Origin of the sequence: Citrobacter sp. Cpo069 (assembly GCF_030332785.1) — a bacterium.
GTDB classification, from domain to species: domain Bacteria; phylum Pseudomonadota; class Gammaproteobacteria; order Enterobacterales; family Enterobacteriaceae; genus Citrobacter; species Citrobacter portucalensis.
Genome location: NZ_JAOWHD010000061.1, coordinates 123,700 through 139,536 on the forward strand (window position 1 = coordinate 123,700; position 15,837 = coordinate 139,536).

Annotated in this window: 14 protein-coding genes; 4 read left to right on the plus strand and 10 right to left on the minus strand. The window is 49.6% G+C overall.

Going from position 1 to position 15,837, the window contains the following annotated elements; translation table 11 throughout:
- Positions 1-53 precede the first annotated feature (53 nt).
- From OGY08_RS20875 to OGY08_RS20905, 7 genes are all read right to left on the minus strand, one after another.
- Positions 54-776 (minus strand): cysteine hydrolase family protein, encoded by a 723-nt coding sequence (locus OGY08_RS20875; protein ID WP_008785644.1) that lies wholly within the window; start codon positions 774-776, stop codon positions 54-56.
- Between the two features lie 163 nt (positions 777-939).
- On the minus strand, positions 940-1,791 hold the full coding sequence (gene sitD / locus OGY08_RS20880) for an iron/manganese ABC transporter permease subunit SitD (protein WP_032944764.1): 852 nt from the start codon (positions 1,789-1,791) through the stop codon (positions 940-942).
- Entirely contained in the window at positions 1,788-2,645 is an 858-nt protein-coding gene (sitC, locus tag OGY08_RS20885) for an iron/manganese ABC transporter permease subunit SitC (protein ID WP_008785642.1), read from the minus strand. Before sitC ends, sitD begins: the two co-directional genes overlap by 4 nt.
- A gap of 2 nt (positions 2,646-2,647) precedes the next feature.
- Positions 2,648-3,463, minus strand: a complete 816-nt coding sequence (sitB, locus tag OGY08_RS20890; protein ID WP_003825870.1) for an iron/manganese ABC transporter ATP-binding protein SitB — start codon at positions 3,461-3,463, stop codon at positions 2,648-2,650.
- Positions 3,460-4,377: a metal ABC transporter substrate-binding protein gene (locus tag OGY08_RS20895; RefSeq protein WP_008785641.1), complete on the minus strand. Its 918-nt coding sequence runs from the start codon at positions 4,375-4,377 to the stop codon at positions 3,460-3,462. The genes sitB and OGY08_RS20895 overlap by 4 nt, the downstream gene beginning before the upstream one ends.
- Before the next feature lie 182 nt (positions 4,378-4,559).
- A complete protein-coding gene (locus OGY08_RS20900; protein ID WP_003825874.1) occupies positions 4,560-5,333 on the minus strand; it encodes an SGNH/GDSL hydrolase family protein in 774 nt (257 codons plus the stop codon).
- Between the two features lie 10 nt (positions 5,334-5,343).
- Positions 5,344-6,384 carry a porin gene (locus tag OGY08_RS20905; protein ID WP_032944758.1) on the minus strand — a complete coding sequence of 347 codons (1,041 nt, stop codon included), beginning with the start codon at positions 6,382-6,384 and terminating at the stop codon, positions 5,344-5,346.
- A 405-nt stretch (positions 6,385-6,789) separates the two neighbouring features.
- On the opposite strand from OGY08_RS20905, the gene OGY08_RS20910 reads away from it, so the two are divergent.
- Positions 6,790-8,160: a class-II fumarase/aspartase family protein gene (locus tag OGY08_RS20910; protein WP_125363118.1), complete on the plus strand. Its 1,371-nt coding sequence runs from the start codon at positions 6,790-6,792 to the stop codon at positions 8,158-8,160.
- Between the two features lie 46 nt (positions 8,161-8,206).
- On the opposite strand, the gene OGY08_RS20915 is transcribed toward OGY08_RS20910, so the two are convergent.
- Entirely contained in the window at positions 8,207-9,100 is an 894-nt protein-coding gene (locus OGY08_RS20915) for a MurR/RpiR family transcriptional regulator (RefSeq protein ID WP_125363117.1), read from the minus strand.
- A 354-nt stretch (positions 9,101-9,454) separates the two neighbouring features.
- Between OGY08_RS20915 and dcuC the strand changes: the two genes are divergently transcribed.
- From dcuC to OGY08_RS20930, 3 genes are all read left to right on the plus strand, one after another.
- Positions 9,455-10,822, plus strand: coding sequence for a C4-dicarboxylate transporter DcuC (dcuC, locus tag OGY08_RS20920; RefSeq protein WP_125363116.1), 1,368 nt, complete (start codon positions 9,455-9,457; stop codon positions 10,820-10,822).
- 51 nt (positions 10,823-10,873) lie between these two features.
- Positions 10,874-12,568, plus strand: coding sequence for an NAD-dependent malic enzyme (locus tag OGY08_RS20925; RefSeq protein ID WP_286566485.1), 1,695 nt, complete (start codon positions 10,874-10,876; stop codon positions 12,566-12,568).
- 86 nt (positions 12,569-12,654) lie between these two features.
- Positions 12,655-12,999 carry a nitrous oxide-stimulated promoter family protein gene (locus OGY08_RS20930; RefSeq protein ID WP_003825888.1) on the plus strand — a complete coding sequence of 115 codons (345 nt, stop codon included), beginning with the start codon at positions 12,655-12,657 and terminating at the stop codon, positions 12,997-12,999.
- Positions 13,000-13,121: 122 nt separating this feature from the next.
- On the opposite strand, the gene OGY08_RS20935 is transcribed toward OGY08_RS20930, so the two are convergent.
- A complete protein-coding gene (locus OGY08_RS20935; RefSeq protein ID WP_003825890.1) occupies positions 13,122-13,550 on the minus strand; it encodes a TOBE domain-containing protein in 429 nt (142 codons plus the stop codon).
- A gap of 44 nt (positions 13,551-13,594) precedes the next feature.
- Entirely contained in the window at positions 13,595-15,673 is a 2,079-nt protein-coding gene (gene flhA, locus OGY08_RS20940; RefSeq protein ID WP_032944751.1) for a formate hydrogenlyase transcriptional activator FlhA, read from the minus strand.
- Positions 15,674-15,837: the final 164 nt, after the last annotated feature.

Genomic DNA, 15,837 nt, shown 5'->3' on the forward strand with positions numbered 1-15,837 from the left:
TGGATGAGCGATGTTGTACATATAATTACCCTCGGTAACCGTACTCATAGCTATTACTTAGCTGCTGCCTTTACCTTTTCAACCGTGGTGTCGGTGTCCCATAAATCATTGGCAATGATGCGGTAGTTGGTTAGAGCGGCGAGATAACCGTCACCTTCTGGAATGCGCGGACCCGCTGTCGCATCTTTAACGACGACAACTTCAAAACCTTGCTCAATCAATTCACGCATATGGGATTCAATACACAGATTGGCAGCCATACCGGCGAGAATGACCTGTGAGACACCGCGTTTTCTTAATTGCAGTACCAGGTCGTTGGTTTCTGGTCCGAAAATCTTATGCGGTGAGGCAATGACCGTTTCGCCATCATAAATATATGGCTTAAACTGCGGTAAAAAGTCTGCGCCGGAATTTTCAAAATTCTCCATCGTCAGTGGACCTTTACGACTGAACATTCCAGTGCCGTGCATAAATGTTTCTCCCGGTGCGGTAGATTGCCATTTATGGTCGTGCGGAAAGTAATAATGTGGAGAAATAAAAACAGGCATTTGTGCTTCTTTTGCCATTTTGAACAACGTCTCGAGATTTTCTACAGTATTATTTTCAATAATGCTGTCTTTAAAAACCTCCCAGCCAATACCCTGAGGACTTAAAAAATCGATCTGTGGATCGACTACCACCAACGCAGCTTCCTTATTATTAAGTGTTATACCTTTGCGTGGTAAGCCATAGGCCTCTGGTTCAGAATAGATTTCTGACATGCTCATCTTGCTCATAAAATTTACCTGTATTTTTATCTAATGTGATAGTGACTATCTGATTATTAAATAGCGCTGGTAAATATGGCATGGTTTCAGAACGGGGCATTTGTTCAGGACGCTGGGAATATTGTCATTACGTATTCTAATAACGATAGTGGGCATATCACTGCCCACTCCGTTAGAGGTCGTATTGCTGGCGTCGCCGTTCTAAACGACGGTCGCGCAGGGTGGAATAAATAAAGGTCATCACAAACAGTAGTGAAAATAGTACGACGATGGTGGGGGCCGGTGCACTGTCGATGAAAAAAGACAGGTACACGCCCATAAACGAGGTAACGACCGACATAATCACCGCCAGCCACAAGGCGTGGGAAAATTTCCGCGTCATTAAAATCGCAATGGCGCCAGGCGCAATCAGTAAGGAGATCGACAAAATAATCCCTACTGATTTTAGCGTGGCGACAATCGTCAGGGCGATCATGCACAGCAGGCCGTAATGTAGCAGTGCAGTGTTAAGCCCACTGGCCTTTGCCTGATGCGGGTCGAACGCATGCAGCAGCAGATCTTTCCACTTAAGCCCAATAATAAGCGCTATCCCAAGCGTAATAACCGCGGTTTGTATGATGTCGCTGAACGATACGCCCAGCATGTCGCCGAACAGAATATGATCGAGATGGACCTCTGACTGGATAGAGACGTACAGCACCAGCCCTGCGCCAAACATGCCGGAAAAGACGATTCCCATCAGGGTATCGCGTTTGATGCGGCTGTTATCGTCGAGATAACCCGTCGCCACCGCACAGAACAGCCCGGCGATAAATGCGCCAATTGCCAGTGGGATGCCCGCAATCCACGCCAGTACAATTCCCGGGAAAACCGCGTGGCTCATTGCATCGCCCATCAGCGCCCAGCCTTTGAGTACTAAAAATACAGACAGCAGCGCGCAGGGCACGGCGACAATGGTGGAGATGACCAGCGCATTGACCATAAAACCAAACTGAAAGGGTTCCAGCAGCGTTGTTAAGATCATACTGACTCCTTGTTCACCAGACGGGCGCGGCGGCGATTCGCCAGCAGACCGTGTTTTGGCGCGAAGACAAATGCCAGCAGGAACAGCAGCGTTTGCAGAACGACAATAATTCCGCCGGTTGCACCGTCCAGCCAGTAGCTCAGCCAGGCGCCGAAAAAGCTGGTCAGGCTGCCAATAGCTACGGCGATAGTGAGCAGGCGTGGAAAACGATCGGTCAGCAGCCAGGCCGTTGCACCGGGCGTAACCACCAGGCATATCACCAGAAATGCCCCGACGGTTTGCAGCGCGGCGACCGTGGAAACGGAGAGCAGCGTAAAAAATAACAGCTTCAACCGGCCCGGATTCAGACCGATAGAGCGCGCGTGGTTTTCATCAAAAAAAACCACCATCAGATCTTTCCACTTCAAAAACAGGATGGTTAGCGAAATAACCCCGATGATGGCCAGTTGCAGAATATCTTCTGGCGCAATCGCCAGCACGTTGCCGAGAATAATGGTCTGAATATTCACCGACATCGGATTGAGCGACACCATAAACAGCCCGATACCGAAAAAAGACGAAAAAATCAGTCCGATAATCGCATCTTCCTTCAGGCGCGAACGTTGATTAAGAAACAGCATACTGCCCGCCGCCAGTCCGCCGGAAAGGAATGCGCCGAGCGCGAAGGGAAGCCCTAACATATAAGCGCCTGCCACGCCCGGCACGATAGAGTGCGACAGCGCATCGCCAATCAGCGACCAGCCTTTGAGCATCAGATAGCAGGAGAGAAACGCACACAGGCCGCCGACCATTGCCGAGACCCACATGGCGTTGAGCATGTACTGGTAGCCAAACGGCTCCGTTAGCCAGTTCATGGTTATTCCCCCTCGTTTGCCGTGCGTCGCGAAATAAACGGACGTTCATCATCGGTAATTACGTGCTGTTCACCGCCGCTCAGCGCAACGTGACGCAGTACACCGCTGAATGCCAGTTCGAGATTCTCGGGGGTAAAGGTGGTTTCGGTGGGTCCACTTGCCAGCACCGTGCCCTTAATCATCACCGTGTAATCACAAAACTCGGTGACGGATCCCAAATTATGGGTAGAGACCAGCATGGTTCGACCCTCATCACGCAGTTCACGCAGCAGGTCGATGATCCGGGCCTCGGTTTTTACATCCACACCGGTAAAGGGTTCATCCAGTAAAATAACCTGTCCGTCCTGTGCGATGGCCCTTGCCAGAAAAACACGCTTTTTCTGCCCACCGGACAGTTCACCTATCTGACGATGGCGATAATCCAGCATATCAACCCGCGCCAGCGCCGCATCTACGCAGGCGTGGTCAATTTGTTTTGGTCGACGCAGCCAGCCCATATGGCCAAAGCGTCCCATCATCACCACATCTTCCACCAGTACCGGAAACGACCAGTCCACCTCTTCTGACTGGGGGACATAGGCGATCAGATTCTGTTTGAGCGCCTTATTTACCGGCTGTTGCAGAATTGAGATTTCCCCCTGCGCCAGGCGGACAAAACCCATCAGCGCTTTAAAAAGCGTTGATTTTCCCGAACCGTTTACGCCGACCAGAGCGGCAATTGAGCCGCCCGGAACCTGAAAAGTGGCGTCCCGCAATGCGGTATGACCGTTGCGATACGTCACCGTAACCTGATTTACGGTAATCGCAGAGTGACTCATGGTTGGCTCTCCAGACCCTTGTTGATGCCGTTAACAATGGTTTGCGTGGTGACGCGCAGTAAATCCAGATAGGTCGGTACCGGACCGTCGGCTGCACTGAGCGAATCGACATACAGCACGCCGCCGTAATGTGCGCCAGACTCACGGGCAACCTGACGCGCTGGTTTGTCGGACACGGTGCTTTCGCTAAATACCGTCGGGATATGATGCTCTCTGATGGCATCGATAACCTTGCGTACCTGCTTGGGCGTACCCTGCTGATCGGCATTGATCGGCCACAGATACAGCTCCTTGAGATTGTTATCACGAGCTAAATAAGAGAATGCGCCTTCGCTGGTGACCAGCCAGCGTTTATCAGCAGGGAGCTTTGCCAGTTCTGTATGCAATGGCGCCAGGGTCTGCTGGATTTTCGCTTTATAATTCTGCGCATTATTCTGGTAGGTTGCGGCATTGTCCGGATCATATTTGATCAGCGCATCGCGAATGTTATCCACGTAGATAAGCGCGTTCTCCGCTGACATCCAGGCATGCGGGTTTGGTTTACCGTTGTACGGCCCTTCGCTGATGCCCATTGGCTGCACGCCGTTTGAGACCATCACTTCAGGTACGCCGGACAAATTTTGGTAGAAGCGGGAAAACCATAGTTCGAGGTTTAGACCGTTAGAGAGAATAAGCTGTGCGCCTTGCGCCCGTTTAATATCGCCTGGGGTTGGTTGATATTCGTGAATTTCAGCACCCGGTTTGGTGATAGAACTAACGTCCGCCGCGTCACCTGCTACATTGCTTGCCATATCGGCAATCACCGTAAAGGTGGTCACCACTTTGAATTTTTCTTTCGCCCAGGCGGGTGACAGCGTCAGCGCTGTTAACACGCTGGCAAGGAGAAATGACTTCAGATGGGGCAGATGCGGCATAGTATCCCTCGCAACAAAATGGTTAATTTATCATCGAATATAGCCTTTGCTATGTTATATAGCACATGGCATAAACAAATGAAAATAATTCTTATTTGCGTAGGTTGCTAAGGAATAGACGGGGGATAATGTATTTTACGCCGGCACGATTGCCGGCGTGTTGGGGATGAATAACCCGGTGATTATGACTTTTGGAACTCAGTAACGGTTTCCCATGCTACCTGTTGTAACGCTTTGGCGGTGGCAGGGGTCATGTCCGTATCAACAGGAAGCGCGCCGCCGACAGGAGACTGGTTGTACAGGGTGGCGAAGAATACGCAGGCGGCGAGATACGTACCAGAAATAGAAGGGTGTACACCATCATGATAATACAAGTTAATTTCCGGATGGGTCTTGCGCGCTTTCTCGAAAGCGAGACCTACCGGAGCCACATATCCCCCCGTTTTTTGCGCAATGGAGATATAAGCATCCGCCAGCTTTTGGCTATCTTCGGGTTTAGCTTTCTTCGGCCAGGTCATGAAATAGACAACTTTTGCACCTGCTTTATGCGCCATCTCAGCCATTTGGGTTGCAGAGTCAACGAAATTTTGCCGGGTACTTTCTTTCTTTGAAATTGTTTCTGTGGAGTTCCCCTGTAATACCACTACATCCCATTTCTGTAACGTGTTCTGGTAGCGCATATTCTCAATTTGCCAGCCTAAATGACCGCTGGAAATCGTGATCCCCCGATATTTATAGCCTTTGGCATGATCAGGCAGTAAAGACTGCGTCAAATCCCGTAATCGGGTATTGATATTATTGTTATAGAACGTGAACGAGTTTCCATAAAGCGCGACGATTTTATTCTCGCCATCCATTTTAGCATGTGCTGAAGGCGCTAATAACGTATCCGCGTGAGCGCAGATACTGCTCAGTGCCAGGGCCGTTGCGGCAGCAAGTAAAGTTATCTTTTTCATCGGTTATCTCTTAGAAGTCGTAACGGAGTCCAACGATGAGCGCATCATCATTGGTTTTTTTGTTCTTACTGGCGAATTCTTTATCGTAAGTAAATGATAACCACGTATCCTCAGCCAATGTTAATTGCGCTTCAGCACGCCAGTCTTCTTTTTCAGCAATATCTTTACCATCTTCATTTAAAAAACTATATCCGGTGAGAACCTTGACGGTGCCAAAATTGTAGGAAATGAGTGAATCCATCCCTTTATAATTATTATCACTTTTGTTATCGCGAGAAATAGAAGTACGCAATGCGGTTACCGCGACTTCATAGGCTTTATAACTGAGTTGTAATCCTCCCATAATTTGATCGTTTTGATTACGCCCATCGGTGGTCACTACGCCATCCTGTCGTTTGTAACGACTGGCCGCGAGTGCTGGTGTAATTCTAAAATCACCAAATTTGAAAGACTTGCGATAGCTGGCCATCGCGCCGTAATCCAGGGCTTCGTTATCGCTGTTGCCATTCCCAGAAACCCACGCCAGCTGAATCTCATTGCCAGCAAATTTGGCGTTCCACTGTACGGTGCCGTCCTGGCGGTTGAACTGGTATGAATCATCAATGGTTGTAATGCCATAGCTATAGATGTTAGGGGTGAAATTTTTGTACTTATCGGTCATTTTCATTACCTGATACAACGGATTTTTGGTTCTCCCGGTGATCAGTTCACCCCATGTTTTATTTGACAGACCGACATAAGAATAACGGGCCTCCATATCGCTTTCACCGGTATTGTTATCATTTTTTTCGGTACGTACCTGCCATTCCAGGCGACCCACGATTTTGGTATCTGGCAGAAGATCCAGATCTCGGGTGAGGTAAATACCTACACGGCCACCCAGATCGCTTCGGCTTTCACTGCCAGCAAATGAATTCTGGCCACTTGCTATTTTTCCCTCAACGCGGCCATAGATATCCAGAGTATTGCCATCCTTATTATAGACGTTTAAGGCGAACGCCGAGGAACTCATACCCATAAGTAATATTAGTGAATAATTTTTTAGCTTCATGTCATCCCTCAAACCAGCATTAGTTTCCTGACCATAAAATAAAGTTCACAGCGGGGTAATTGTTTGTGGAAAAGGAATGTCAGCGGTATGGGAATTATTTTTTCTCGTAATGAAATGTGATTATTCACGCATAAATATCACTAATTTCACTATTGTATTAATGGTTCTTATATTTAATGTACATTCCTGCTGAAATATTACGCCTTCTTGGAATGTAATTCACAAATTACTGTTAAGTACATCTCATTTCTACTTGGTGGAAAAACCGAAAATGGGAATATTGTATTCTCATAGCCGTTTTTGGGGTGGGAATACTATTTTCCCCTATAATCTGGAAAACAGATCCTGCAAAATTGATTAATCACATTTCGATTATGACGCATTCATTGGCCGGAGAGGCGCTGTATGTTCGGTAAGCAAACAACGGTATTTGATTCTGATCTTTATTCTTCATTGTTCACCCAGGGGCGGATGCGGGAAATATGGTCTGACGACAATCTGCTGCGGTGTTGGTTGCGGTTTGAGGCAACAGTCGCTCGCGTGCAAGGCGAGCTGGGCATTATCCCTGAGCAAGCCGCCGTCGAAATTGAAAAAACGTGCAGGGAAATACAGATAGATTGGCCAGCCCTTGCACAGGAAACGCAGACGGTTGGTATGGCGATAAAACCGCTGATCGATCAGATCTCTGCTTGCGGCACACCGTTAGTAAGTCAGTTTCTGCACTGGGGGTGTACTACTCAGGATCTGCTGGACTCTGGCATGGCGATGAGACTGCAACAAACGTTGCAGCTGCTGCGCGAGCAATTGCTCGATGTTGGCGAGGCAATGAAAGCGATGGCAATACGTCATACCCGAACGGTGATGGTTGCACGCACCAATTCAGTGGATGCTTCTGCGACAACGTGGGGACTGCATGTTTGCAGTTATCTGGCGGAGATTAACCGCCATCTGATAAGACTTCAGCAACTGTACCCGCGAGCTGTAACCGGGCTCTTTGGCGGTGCGGTAGGTAATTTGGCCTCCGTGGGCGAGCAGGGAATGGATACGCGTGAACGGCTGATGCGAGCACTGGGTCTGAACGTACCCTGCGGCATTAATAATGCCAGCCAGGATGCGGTTGTTGAAGTTGTGCAGTTTTTTGCCCTTGTTCACGGCACGCTATGTCGTCTGGCCAACGATGTCGAAACAATGGGACGCACGCCGATTGCTGAAGTGCTTGAGGGAGAAGGTGGTGGAGGGTCGAGCACGATGCCGCACAAGGTTAATCCGCGCGCCAGTAACATGATGCAAACGCTGGCAAGGATGGGATGGATGTATGCGTCTGGCGCCCCAGCAATGCTGGATCAACAGGATGTGCGAGCCGCCTCAATGAGGGTATTAAACTGGACAATCCTCCCGGAGGCCTCAAATGCTTTATCGACCAGCCTGACACGCGCAAAGAATCTGCTTTCGCATCTCATCATTAATGAAGAGAAGATGCGTGCTAATTTCGATTGCTCAAAGCACTTTATTATGTCGGAATCACTGACGATGAGACTTGCCGCCAAAATCGGCAGAGAGTCCGCCTATAACTTAGTGAAAAACCTGCTAAAGCATGCAACTGGAGAGCACAGCTTCATGGAGATCGTGCAGGCTAGCCCGGAAATCCGCGCATCATTGTCTGTAGAGGAAATTACCGCCGCCTGCGAGCCGCTGTCATATATCGGGGCTAACGACGCGCTAATCACTGAAACTTTAGCTGAGTTCGAGCGCGTGAAAACGGTAGAGATTGCCTGATTTGTCTTGCGGCCGGGAGGGATAACTCTCCTGGCGGTTGGCGGTGCTAAGTGTTGTGTGCTGATGCAGAAAACGTTTCGAAAAAGACAAATAACTCTTCCAGTTGTGCAAAATTCCCCTCGTTATCTCCTTTCTCATAAGCCAGATGCAATATGAGTTCGATAAAAAAGAAGCCGAGTATACGGCTTTGAAAAATGGACTGTACGTCGCTGGGAAGAACAAACTGCAGATCGCAAAATTTACCGTAAGGGTTCGCTTCTGAGTTGGTAACCAGTACCACGACGGCGTTCTTTTTTCTGAACCACTTTGCAATATTGAGGGCAACCCGATTAAATCGATAGTAGGAGAACACAATCAGGACATCCTCTTCCTCAATATTGATGAGACATTTGGGGAGTTCGCTGATGTCCGTCGGTAAAAGGGTGATGTTACTGCGAAAGTACTTTAGCAGTGTACAAAAATGCGTTGCCATTGCATGAGATGATGACGGGCCGACGACATAAATATGACGTTGATTGTTCAGTACCAGATCGATAAACGCATTAAGGCTTTCAATGTCGATATTATTTTTAAATTGATTAAATAATTCTGATACTTTATGGGTGAAATCAGTAACGATACTTTCAGTGGTAATGCTGGGATTGTTACGTAGTTTGATGTTTTTCTCAAAAGGTGCGGATATTTTATTTTTTGACAGCGTAATGTCTAATGCTTTGCGAAAAGCGGCGTAACCCGTAAACCCAATCTTATTTAAAAATCGGCCAATGGTTGCTTTGCTTACCATCGCATTTTGCGAGAGGTCAACAATGCCATGATAGGGAAGTTCATTGAAGTGTTTATTAATGTACTCATTGAGTCGGCACTCAGATTCAGTTAGATCACCCATATTAAGAGTAAGTAAGTTATACTCATCCAGACTTAACGTGTTTTTTTTGTACATGGATAACACCCGATGACTATTGTATATCAACGTTGTTATAGGGTAATACACTTTCGACGTCAATCATAGAATGAATATGTTGGAAACACGCATCCAGCCTTTTCTGAGGTCTGCGACTACATTCAGATGTAGTTGCGATCTTACTCACAAAAAGAGGTGGGAAAACACCTTTCCCGTATTTTACAACCACACAACCCATTACAATTAAATCTCAATATTTGAGTATGTAATACGATAAATTTACGTACATATTATATCTGCTTATATATGGGGGTGATTTTTTACTATCCTATATAAGTTATGATGATATGACAGGTAACCCTACCCGATTTGTATGGCATAGGAATTGTTATTATGACAGCGTTTATTATAGCAATAGTGATAACAGTTATTGCTGCATGGTTAATTGTGAAAAATTATCAGCCGCAAACTGTTTTATTACTCGCTGGACTGACATTATTGACCATTACCGTACTGTTTTATCCTGAAAACAGCATTCTCTACGATAAAGCAAAATCCACGGGGTCAACCTGGTTGGATATCTTTAGCTTTGCAAAAGAATCGCTCACCACACAAATTGCAGGTATTGGTCTTATCATCATGGCTGCGGGTGGATTTGCCAGCTATATGGATCACATTAAAGCGTCGAATGCGATGGTCAATATGTGCATTCGACCGCTGCAGGTGATTAAAGCGCCTTACCTGATCCTTGCGCTGGGGTATATCTGCGCACAGCTTCTGCATGTGGCAATTTCAAGTGCGGCGGGACTGGCGATGTTGCTGCTGGTGACATTCTTCCCGGTTCTGGTTCGTCTGGGGGTCAGTAAAGCCTCTGCGGCCGCGATGATTGGTCTGTGCGCGTTTATGGATCTAGGGCCCGCGGTAGGTACTGCGAATCTGGCGGCTAAACATGCTGGCATGGAAAGCGCGATCTACTTTGCGCATTACCAGATGCCGGTGGCGGTGGTGGTGATGCTGGCCGTTGCGGTGGTGATTTACTTTACCGCGAAGTATTTCGACAAAAAAGATGGCTTCGTACCGGGGGCGCAAAGTGTGGCGCAAGCGGAAGAAGAAGGCCGAAAGGTACCCGCTATTTACGCGCTGTTACCCGTCCTGCCTGTCGTACTGGTGCTGGTCTTTAGCCCTTTGGTTATCAAGTCCATCAAAATAGACGTGGTCACGGCGATGATCCTTGGCGCTGTCGTCGCATTTTTCTTTGAACTGGTGGCTACCCGAGATTTCAAAAGCTGCTGCAAAGGGATACAGGTCTTTTTCAAAGGGATGGGCAGCATGTTTACCAGCATCGTTTCCTTGCTGGTGTGTGCGGATATCTATGCCCAGGGGCTGCAGAAAATTGGTGCGGTGGACTACCTGTTACAGTCAGTGCAAAACGCAGGACTGGGCTTTACCAGCATGACCCTGGTGATGACCGCACTGGTGGGTGTAACCGCCGTCCTGACGGGCTCTGGCGTTGCCGCCTTTTTCTCCTTCTCCGGCCTGGCCCCCTCCATTGCAGCAAAATTTGGTGAGAGTGCAGTCAATATGATCCTGCCTATGCAGTTAATGGCGGGAATGGGGCGCTCAATGTCCCCAGTGGCTGGAATCATTATTGCGGTGAGTAAAGCGGGAGAATGTTCACCGTTTATGATCGTCAGAAGAACGCTGCTTCCAGCGCTGGCCGGTATCGCGGCGATGCTGGTTGCCAACTATGTCCTGATTTGAATCCCTGGAGCCTGCTAATGCAGGCTCTTATTTTTTATCTGGTTGTAATTTATGGATGGCAACGTGACAAACGATGTTTTATACGTCCCGTTTACGGGGAAGTTACTGCTTGAATCTCCGTTATTAAACAAGGGAAGCAGCTTCACGCAGCAAGAAAGGTATGACTTTAACCTGAGTGGGCTACTGCCTTGTGCCATTGAGAATATTGATGAACAAGCCGAACGGGCGTATCAACAATATCTTGAGGCTGAATCCCACAACGCTCGACATATTTACTTGCGTAATATCCAGGATACTAACGAAACGTTATTTTATTACCTGTTGAAAAAGCATCTTCCAGAGATGCTGCCCATCGTTTATACCCCGGTAGTCGGGGCCGCCTGTGAAAAATTCTCGTGGATATATCGTCGTGCACGCGGTGTCTTTATCTCCTGGCCCGATCGCGATCGTATTGACGATATTTTGCATGATATTCCGCGGCACGATATCAAGGTCATCGTCGTCACCGATGGTGAGCGCATTCTGGAGCTAGGTGACCAGGGCGTTGGCGGTATGGGGATTCCTATCGGGAAACTGTCGCTCTATACCGTCTGTGGTGGGGTTAATCCGGCGAATACGCTACCCATTCTACTGGATGTCGGCACGAATAACGCGCGACTGCTGGACGATCCGCGCTATATCGGCTGGCGTCATCCGCGCATAACTGGTGAAGACTATTTCGCATTTATTGGAATGTTTATTGCTGCCGTAAAACGGCGCTGGCCTAACGTTCTGCTGCAGTTTGAAGATTTTGCCCAGCATACTGCGGTGCCGCTGCTGGACCTTTATCGCGATGAGCTGTGCTGTTTTAACGATGATATTCAGGGCACGGCGTCGGTGGCTCTGGCGACTCTGGTTGCTGCCTGCCGGGGCAGCGGTCGTGACTTCCGTCAGCAATCAATCGTAATTGTGGGGGCGGGGGCTGCAGGATGTGGGATCGCCCGTCATATTATTGCCTGCCGCATCAGTGAAGGAATGAGCGAGGCCGAAGCCAGACGGACCATTTTTATGGTGGATCGCGACGGTCTGGTGATGACCAGCAATAATGCCTTAGCTGATTTCCAGCAGCCGCTGGCGCAGTCTCCCGAGGCCGTATCTTACTGGCAGTTTGAGGGGCTGGCACCGTCGCTACTGGAGGTTATCCACAATGCCAAACCCACGGTGATGCTGGGTGTGTCGGGTCAGGCTGGATTGTTCTCGCAGGAGGTCATTAGCACGATGTACCAATACTGCGGCCGCCCGATCGTTATGCCGTTGTCGAATCCCACTTCGAGAATGGAAGCGCGACCAGAAGATATCATTCGCTGGACCGAGGGACAGGCCATTATCGCGACCGGTAGTCCCTGCGGTGTGATTGAATTTAATGGACGCTCCATTCCGGTGGCGCAGTGTAATAACGTGTATGTTTTCCCGGCCATCGGTCTGGGGGCTATCGCCAGTGGTGCGACACGCGTAACAGAGGCTATGCTGATGGCGGCAAGCCGTGCGCTAGCCGATGCTTCCCCGTTGGTGCGTAACGGGGAAGGTGCTCTGTTGCCGGAGATTGAGACAATCTGTGAGGTGACCCGCAGCATTGCCTTTGAGGTCGGTAAGGCAGCGCAGCTGTCGGGCGTGGCAGAGAAGATGAGCGACGACGCGCTGTTGCAAAGCATAAAAGATAACTTTTGGTTACCACACTACCGTCCTTATAAACGCAGGGCAATTTAGCCGTTGTGACGAGTAAGTGGTACTCGGGTCTTGGTTGCCTTCATGATTAAGGTGTATTATTTATGCAACTTAATTGTGGAGGCATCATGTCCGGCAAACGCATTGCACGTGAAAAAATGACGATCCAGAGAATGATTTCGCTCTACGAGAGCCAGTGCCCGCAGGCTTCAGACGAGCCGGGGCATTACGATGCGTTATTTGCCTATGCGCAAAAGCGCCTCGACAAGTGCGTATTTGGTGAGGAAAAACCGGCCTGTAAACAGTGTCCTGTGCACTGTTATCAACCTGCTAAACGCGAAGAGATGAAGCAAATTATGCGTTGGGCTGGGCCGAGAATGCTCTGGCGTCACCCGATTCTGACCGTACGTCACCTGATTGATGACAAACGTCCAGTGCCGGAGTTACCCGAGAAGTACCAGCGGAAAAAATAAGGTCGCTGTGCGCCGGATGGTGGCTGCGCCTTATCTGGCCTACGAGAATAAGTGCATCTGTCGCGTAGGCCCGATGCGCATTGCGCCATCGGGCAACTTAGCCATGTGGTGATGAATGGCGACTACGCTTTGGTGGCAATCAGAATAGCTGAGGCTTTGATCAGCGCAACAACACGGCTTCCCTGACTCAGTTTCATCTCTTGCTGACTTTCGTTGGTGACGACGGCAACAATCTCGAAGCCTGCGTCAGTTTTGATATGTACCGTGGCGTTGACTGCGCCTTCTGTGACCTGGGAAACACTGCCAGCAAACTGGTTGCGGGCAGAGAACTTCAGACCACAGTCTTCAGTTGCCAGCGTCACCCATGGCGCTTTAATCAGGGCAATTGCTTCTTTCCCTTTCGCCAGACCCAGCGCCTGCTGGCTGCTATGGGTTACAATCGCGACCAGTTTTGCGCCGCCAGCCAGCGTCAGTTCAACTTCATCATTCACTGCGCCCGTAGCGACTGCGCTCACCGTACCGGTTAATTGATTACGTGCTGATACCGCCATACTGCCTCCTTTCGTTGAGATATCACCCAGTATAGCCACACTGGCTAAACCAGTGCATCCTTATCAATGCCTAATCGCTTCATGCGTGAGAGTAACGTTGTACGTTTCAACCCCAGCCTTTGTGCCGCGCCTTTGGGACCGGCAACCACCCCGTTGGTTTCTTTCAGTACGCGCATAATCAACTGGTATTCATCTTCACCGTCCTGTGCGACTTCGGTTGCCACCGGAGGCGTGGACGGCGTCAAAGGGGCAATATCCGGAAGGGACAGTTGCAGCACGTTGCCCCGGGTAAGCAGAACCGCACGTTCTACCACGTTTTCCAGCTCACGCACGTTACCCGGCCATTCCATACAGCTCAGCGTGCGCAGAGCCTCGGCAGGAATACTGTCGATATTGCGTCCCATCCGACGAGCAATTTTGAAGGTGAAGGCTTTTACCAGCAGCGGAATATCTTCCGGGCGCTCACGCAGCGGCGGCAGATGGATCGGGAAGACGTTCAGCCGGTAATACAGATCGTTACGAAATTCGCGATCGGCAACCATCTTCTTCAGATCGCGGTTGGTAGCTGCGATCAAGCGCACATCGGTCTGGATCAGCTTATTACTGCCCAGACGTTCAAATTCCTGCTCTTGTAGAACGCGCAGTAGCTTAGGCTGAAGCTCCAGCGGCATATCGCCAACTTCATCGAGGAACAGCGAACTTTTATCTGCCAGCTCGAAACGACCAATCCGCTGCGTGCTGGCACCGGTAAACGCGCCACGCTCGTGACCAAACAGATCGCTTTCCAGTAATCCGGCAGGCATTGCCGCGCAGTTCATCTTCACCATCCGACGGGCGTTACGTCCGCTCAGGTTGTGAATGGCTCGTGCGATCAGCTCTTTACCCGTTCCGGTCTCACCCAGAATCAATACGGTGCTGTCGCTTTGCGCCACCATTTCGACCTGCTTGAGTACGCTGTACATCGCTTCGCTGCGACCAATGATTTCGCCGAACTCACTCTCTACGTTGTTGAGTTGTTCAGTCAACGCCAGGTTTTCATCGACCAGACGTTCCTTCAGGCGGTGGATCTCCTGATAGGCAAGGGCGTTATCCACGGCAATTGCCACACGCTCGGCAATCTGGCGCAATAGCTTGAGGTTGGCGGTAGTGAAAACTTTCTCTTCGCACTGTGCCAGCTTGAGTACGCCGAGCATAGTATTGCCGGACATCAGCGGTAGCAGACACAGGGTTTGTAGCTGGTTGCCCCAGGTTTCGAACAGCATCCGTTCGTAAGGGGCAAGGATGTCACGTTCGCTCAGGTTGATCAGCAGCATCTCTTTGCTTTTGAAGACCCGTTCAGAGAGCGTGCCCGCTTCGTCCACTTCACTCTGTTCGTGTGCCGGATGATGTTCATCCAGATAGTGAGTGGAATAGATACTGAGTTTATTTTTGCGATCGCTGCGTAACACGATGCTGATGGCATCGATGTCGAAGTAGTGGTGGATCTCTTTGGCGACTTCGCTGACCAGCTCATCAATATCCAGTCGGGAGAGCACGGCATTGGTGATGGCGACCAGGATGCGAAAGTTGTCACGCTCACGACACAGCAGATCGTAATCGACGTTGTTGCTGACTCTGCTTTGAATTTGTTCAGCAACAACGCCGACTATCTGAGTGAAGGTCTGTAGACGGTTATATTCTTTTTCACTCCACGGACGGTCTTCGTTACGGATGAATTCGCAACCGCCAAAGATGCGCCCATCTGCCGCCAGTGGCAGCAGGCAGTAGTGGCCAAATTCAGAATACAGTCCACCTGAAGCCAATTGTGGCCATGTTTCCGTAAACTCATGATAGTTGCAGTGCAACGCATCAGGGCGAGACAAAATACGGCGTACCGGACCATGTGCCAGCACCGTTTCGTCTTCATAATCGATGGGTTTACCATTTTCACGCGTTGCAAAATAACGCGCACGTTGCGTTTGTGCCTGCCATAAGACAATAGCCGCGCAGTCGGCCAGCGCTGAACGCTTGACCAGCTGCGAAAGCGCCTCGCTAAGAGACGGGAGATCGGGCTGCTGTAATAATGTACGAGTAATATCGAACAGGCCTTGCTGTCCGAGGTCACTCATCGGTGTATACGACATATTGCTTTTCCAGGGAAAGCACCGCAGAACGGTGCGAAAACGGTAAATGAATTATAGGTATAAGTCGTAAATTATTGCCGGATGGCCTGCCACTGAACTGGCCAGGATATACAATCCGTTGGCCCGATCAGCAAAGCGGTATCAGGCATAATGCAGCATTAACG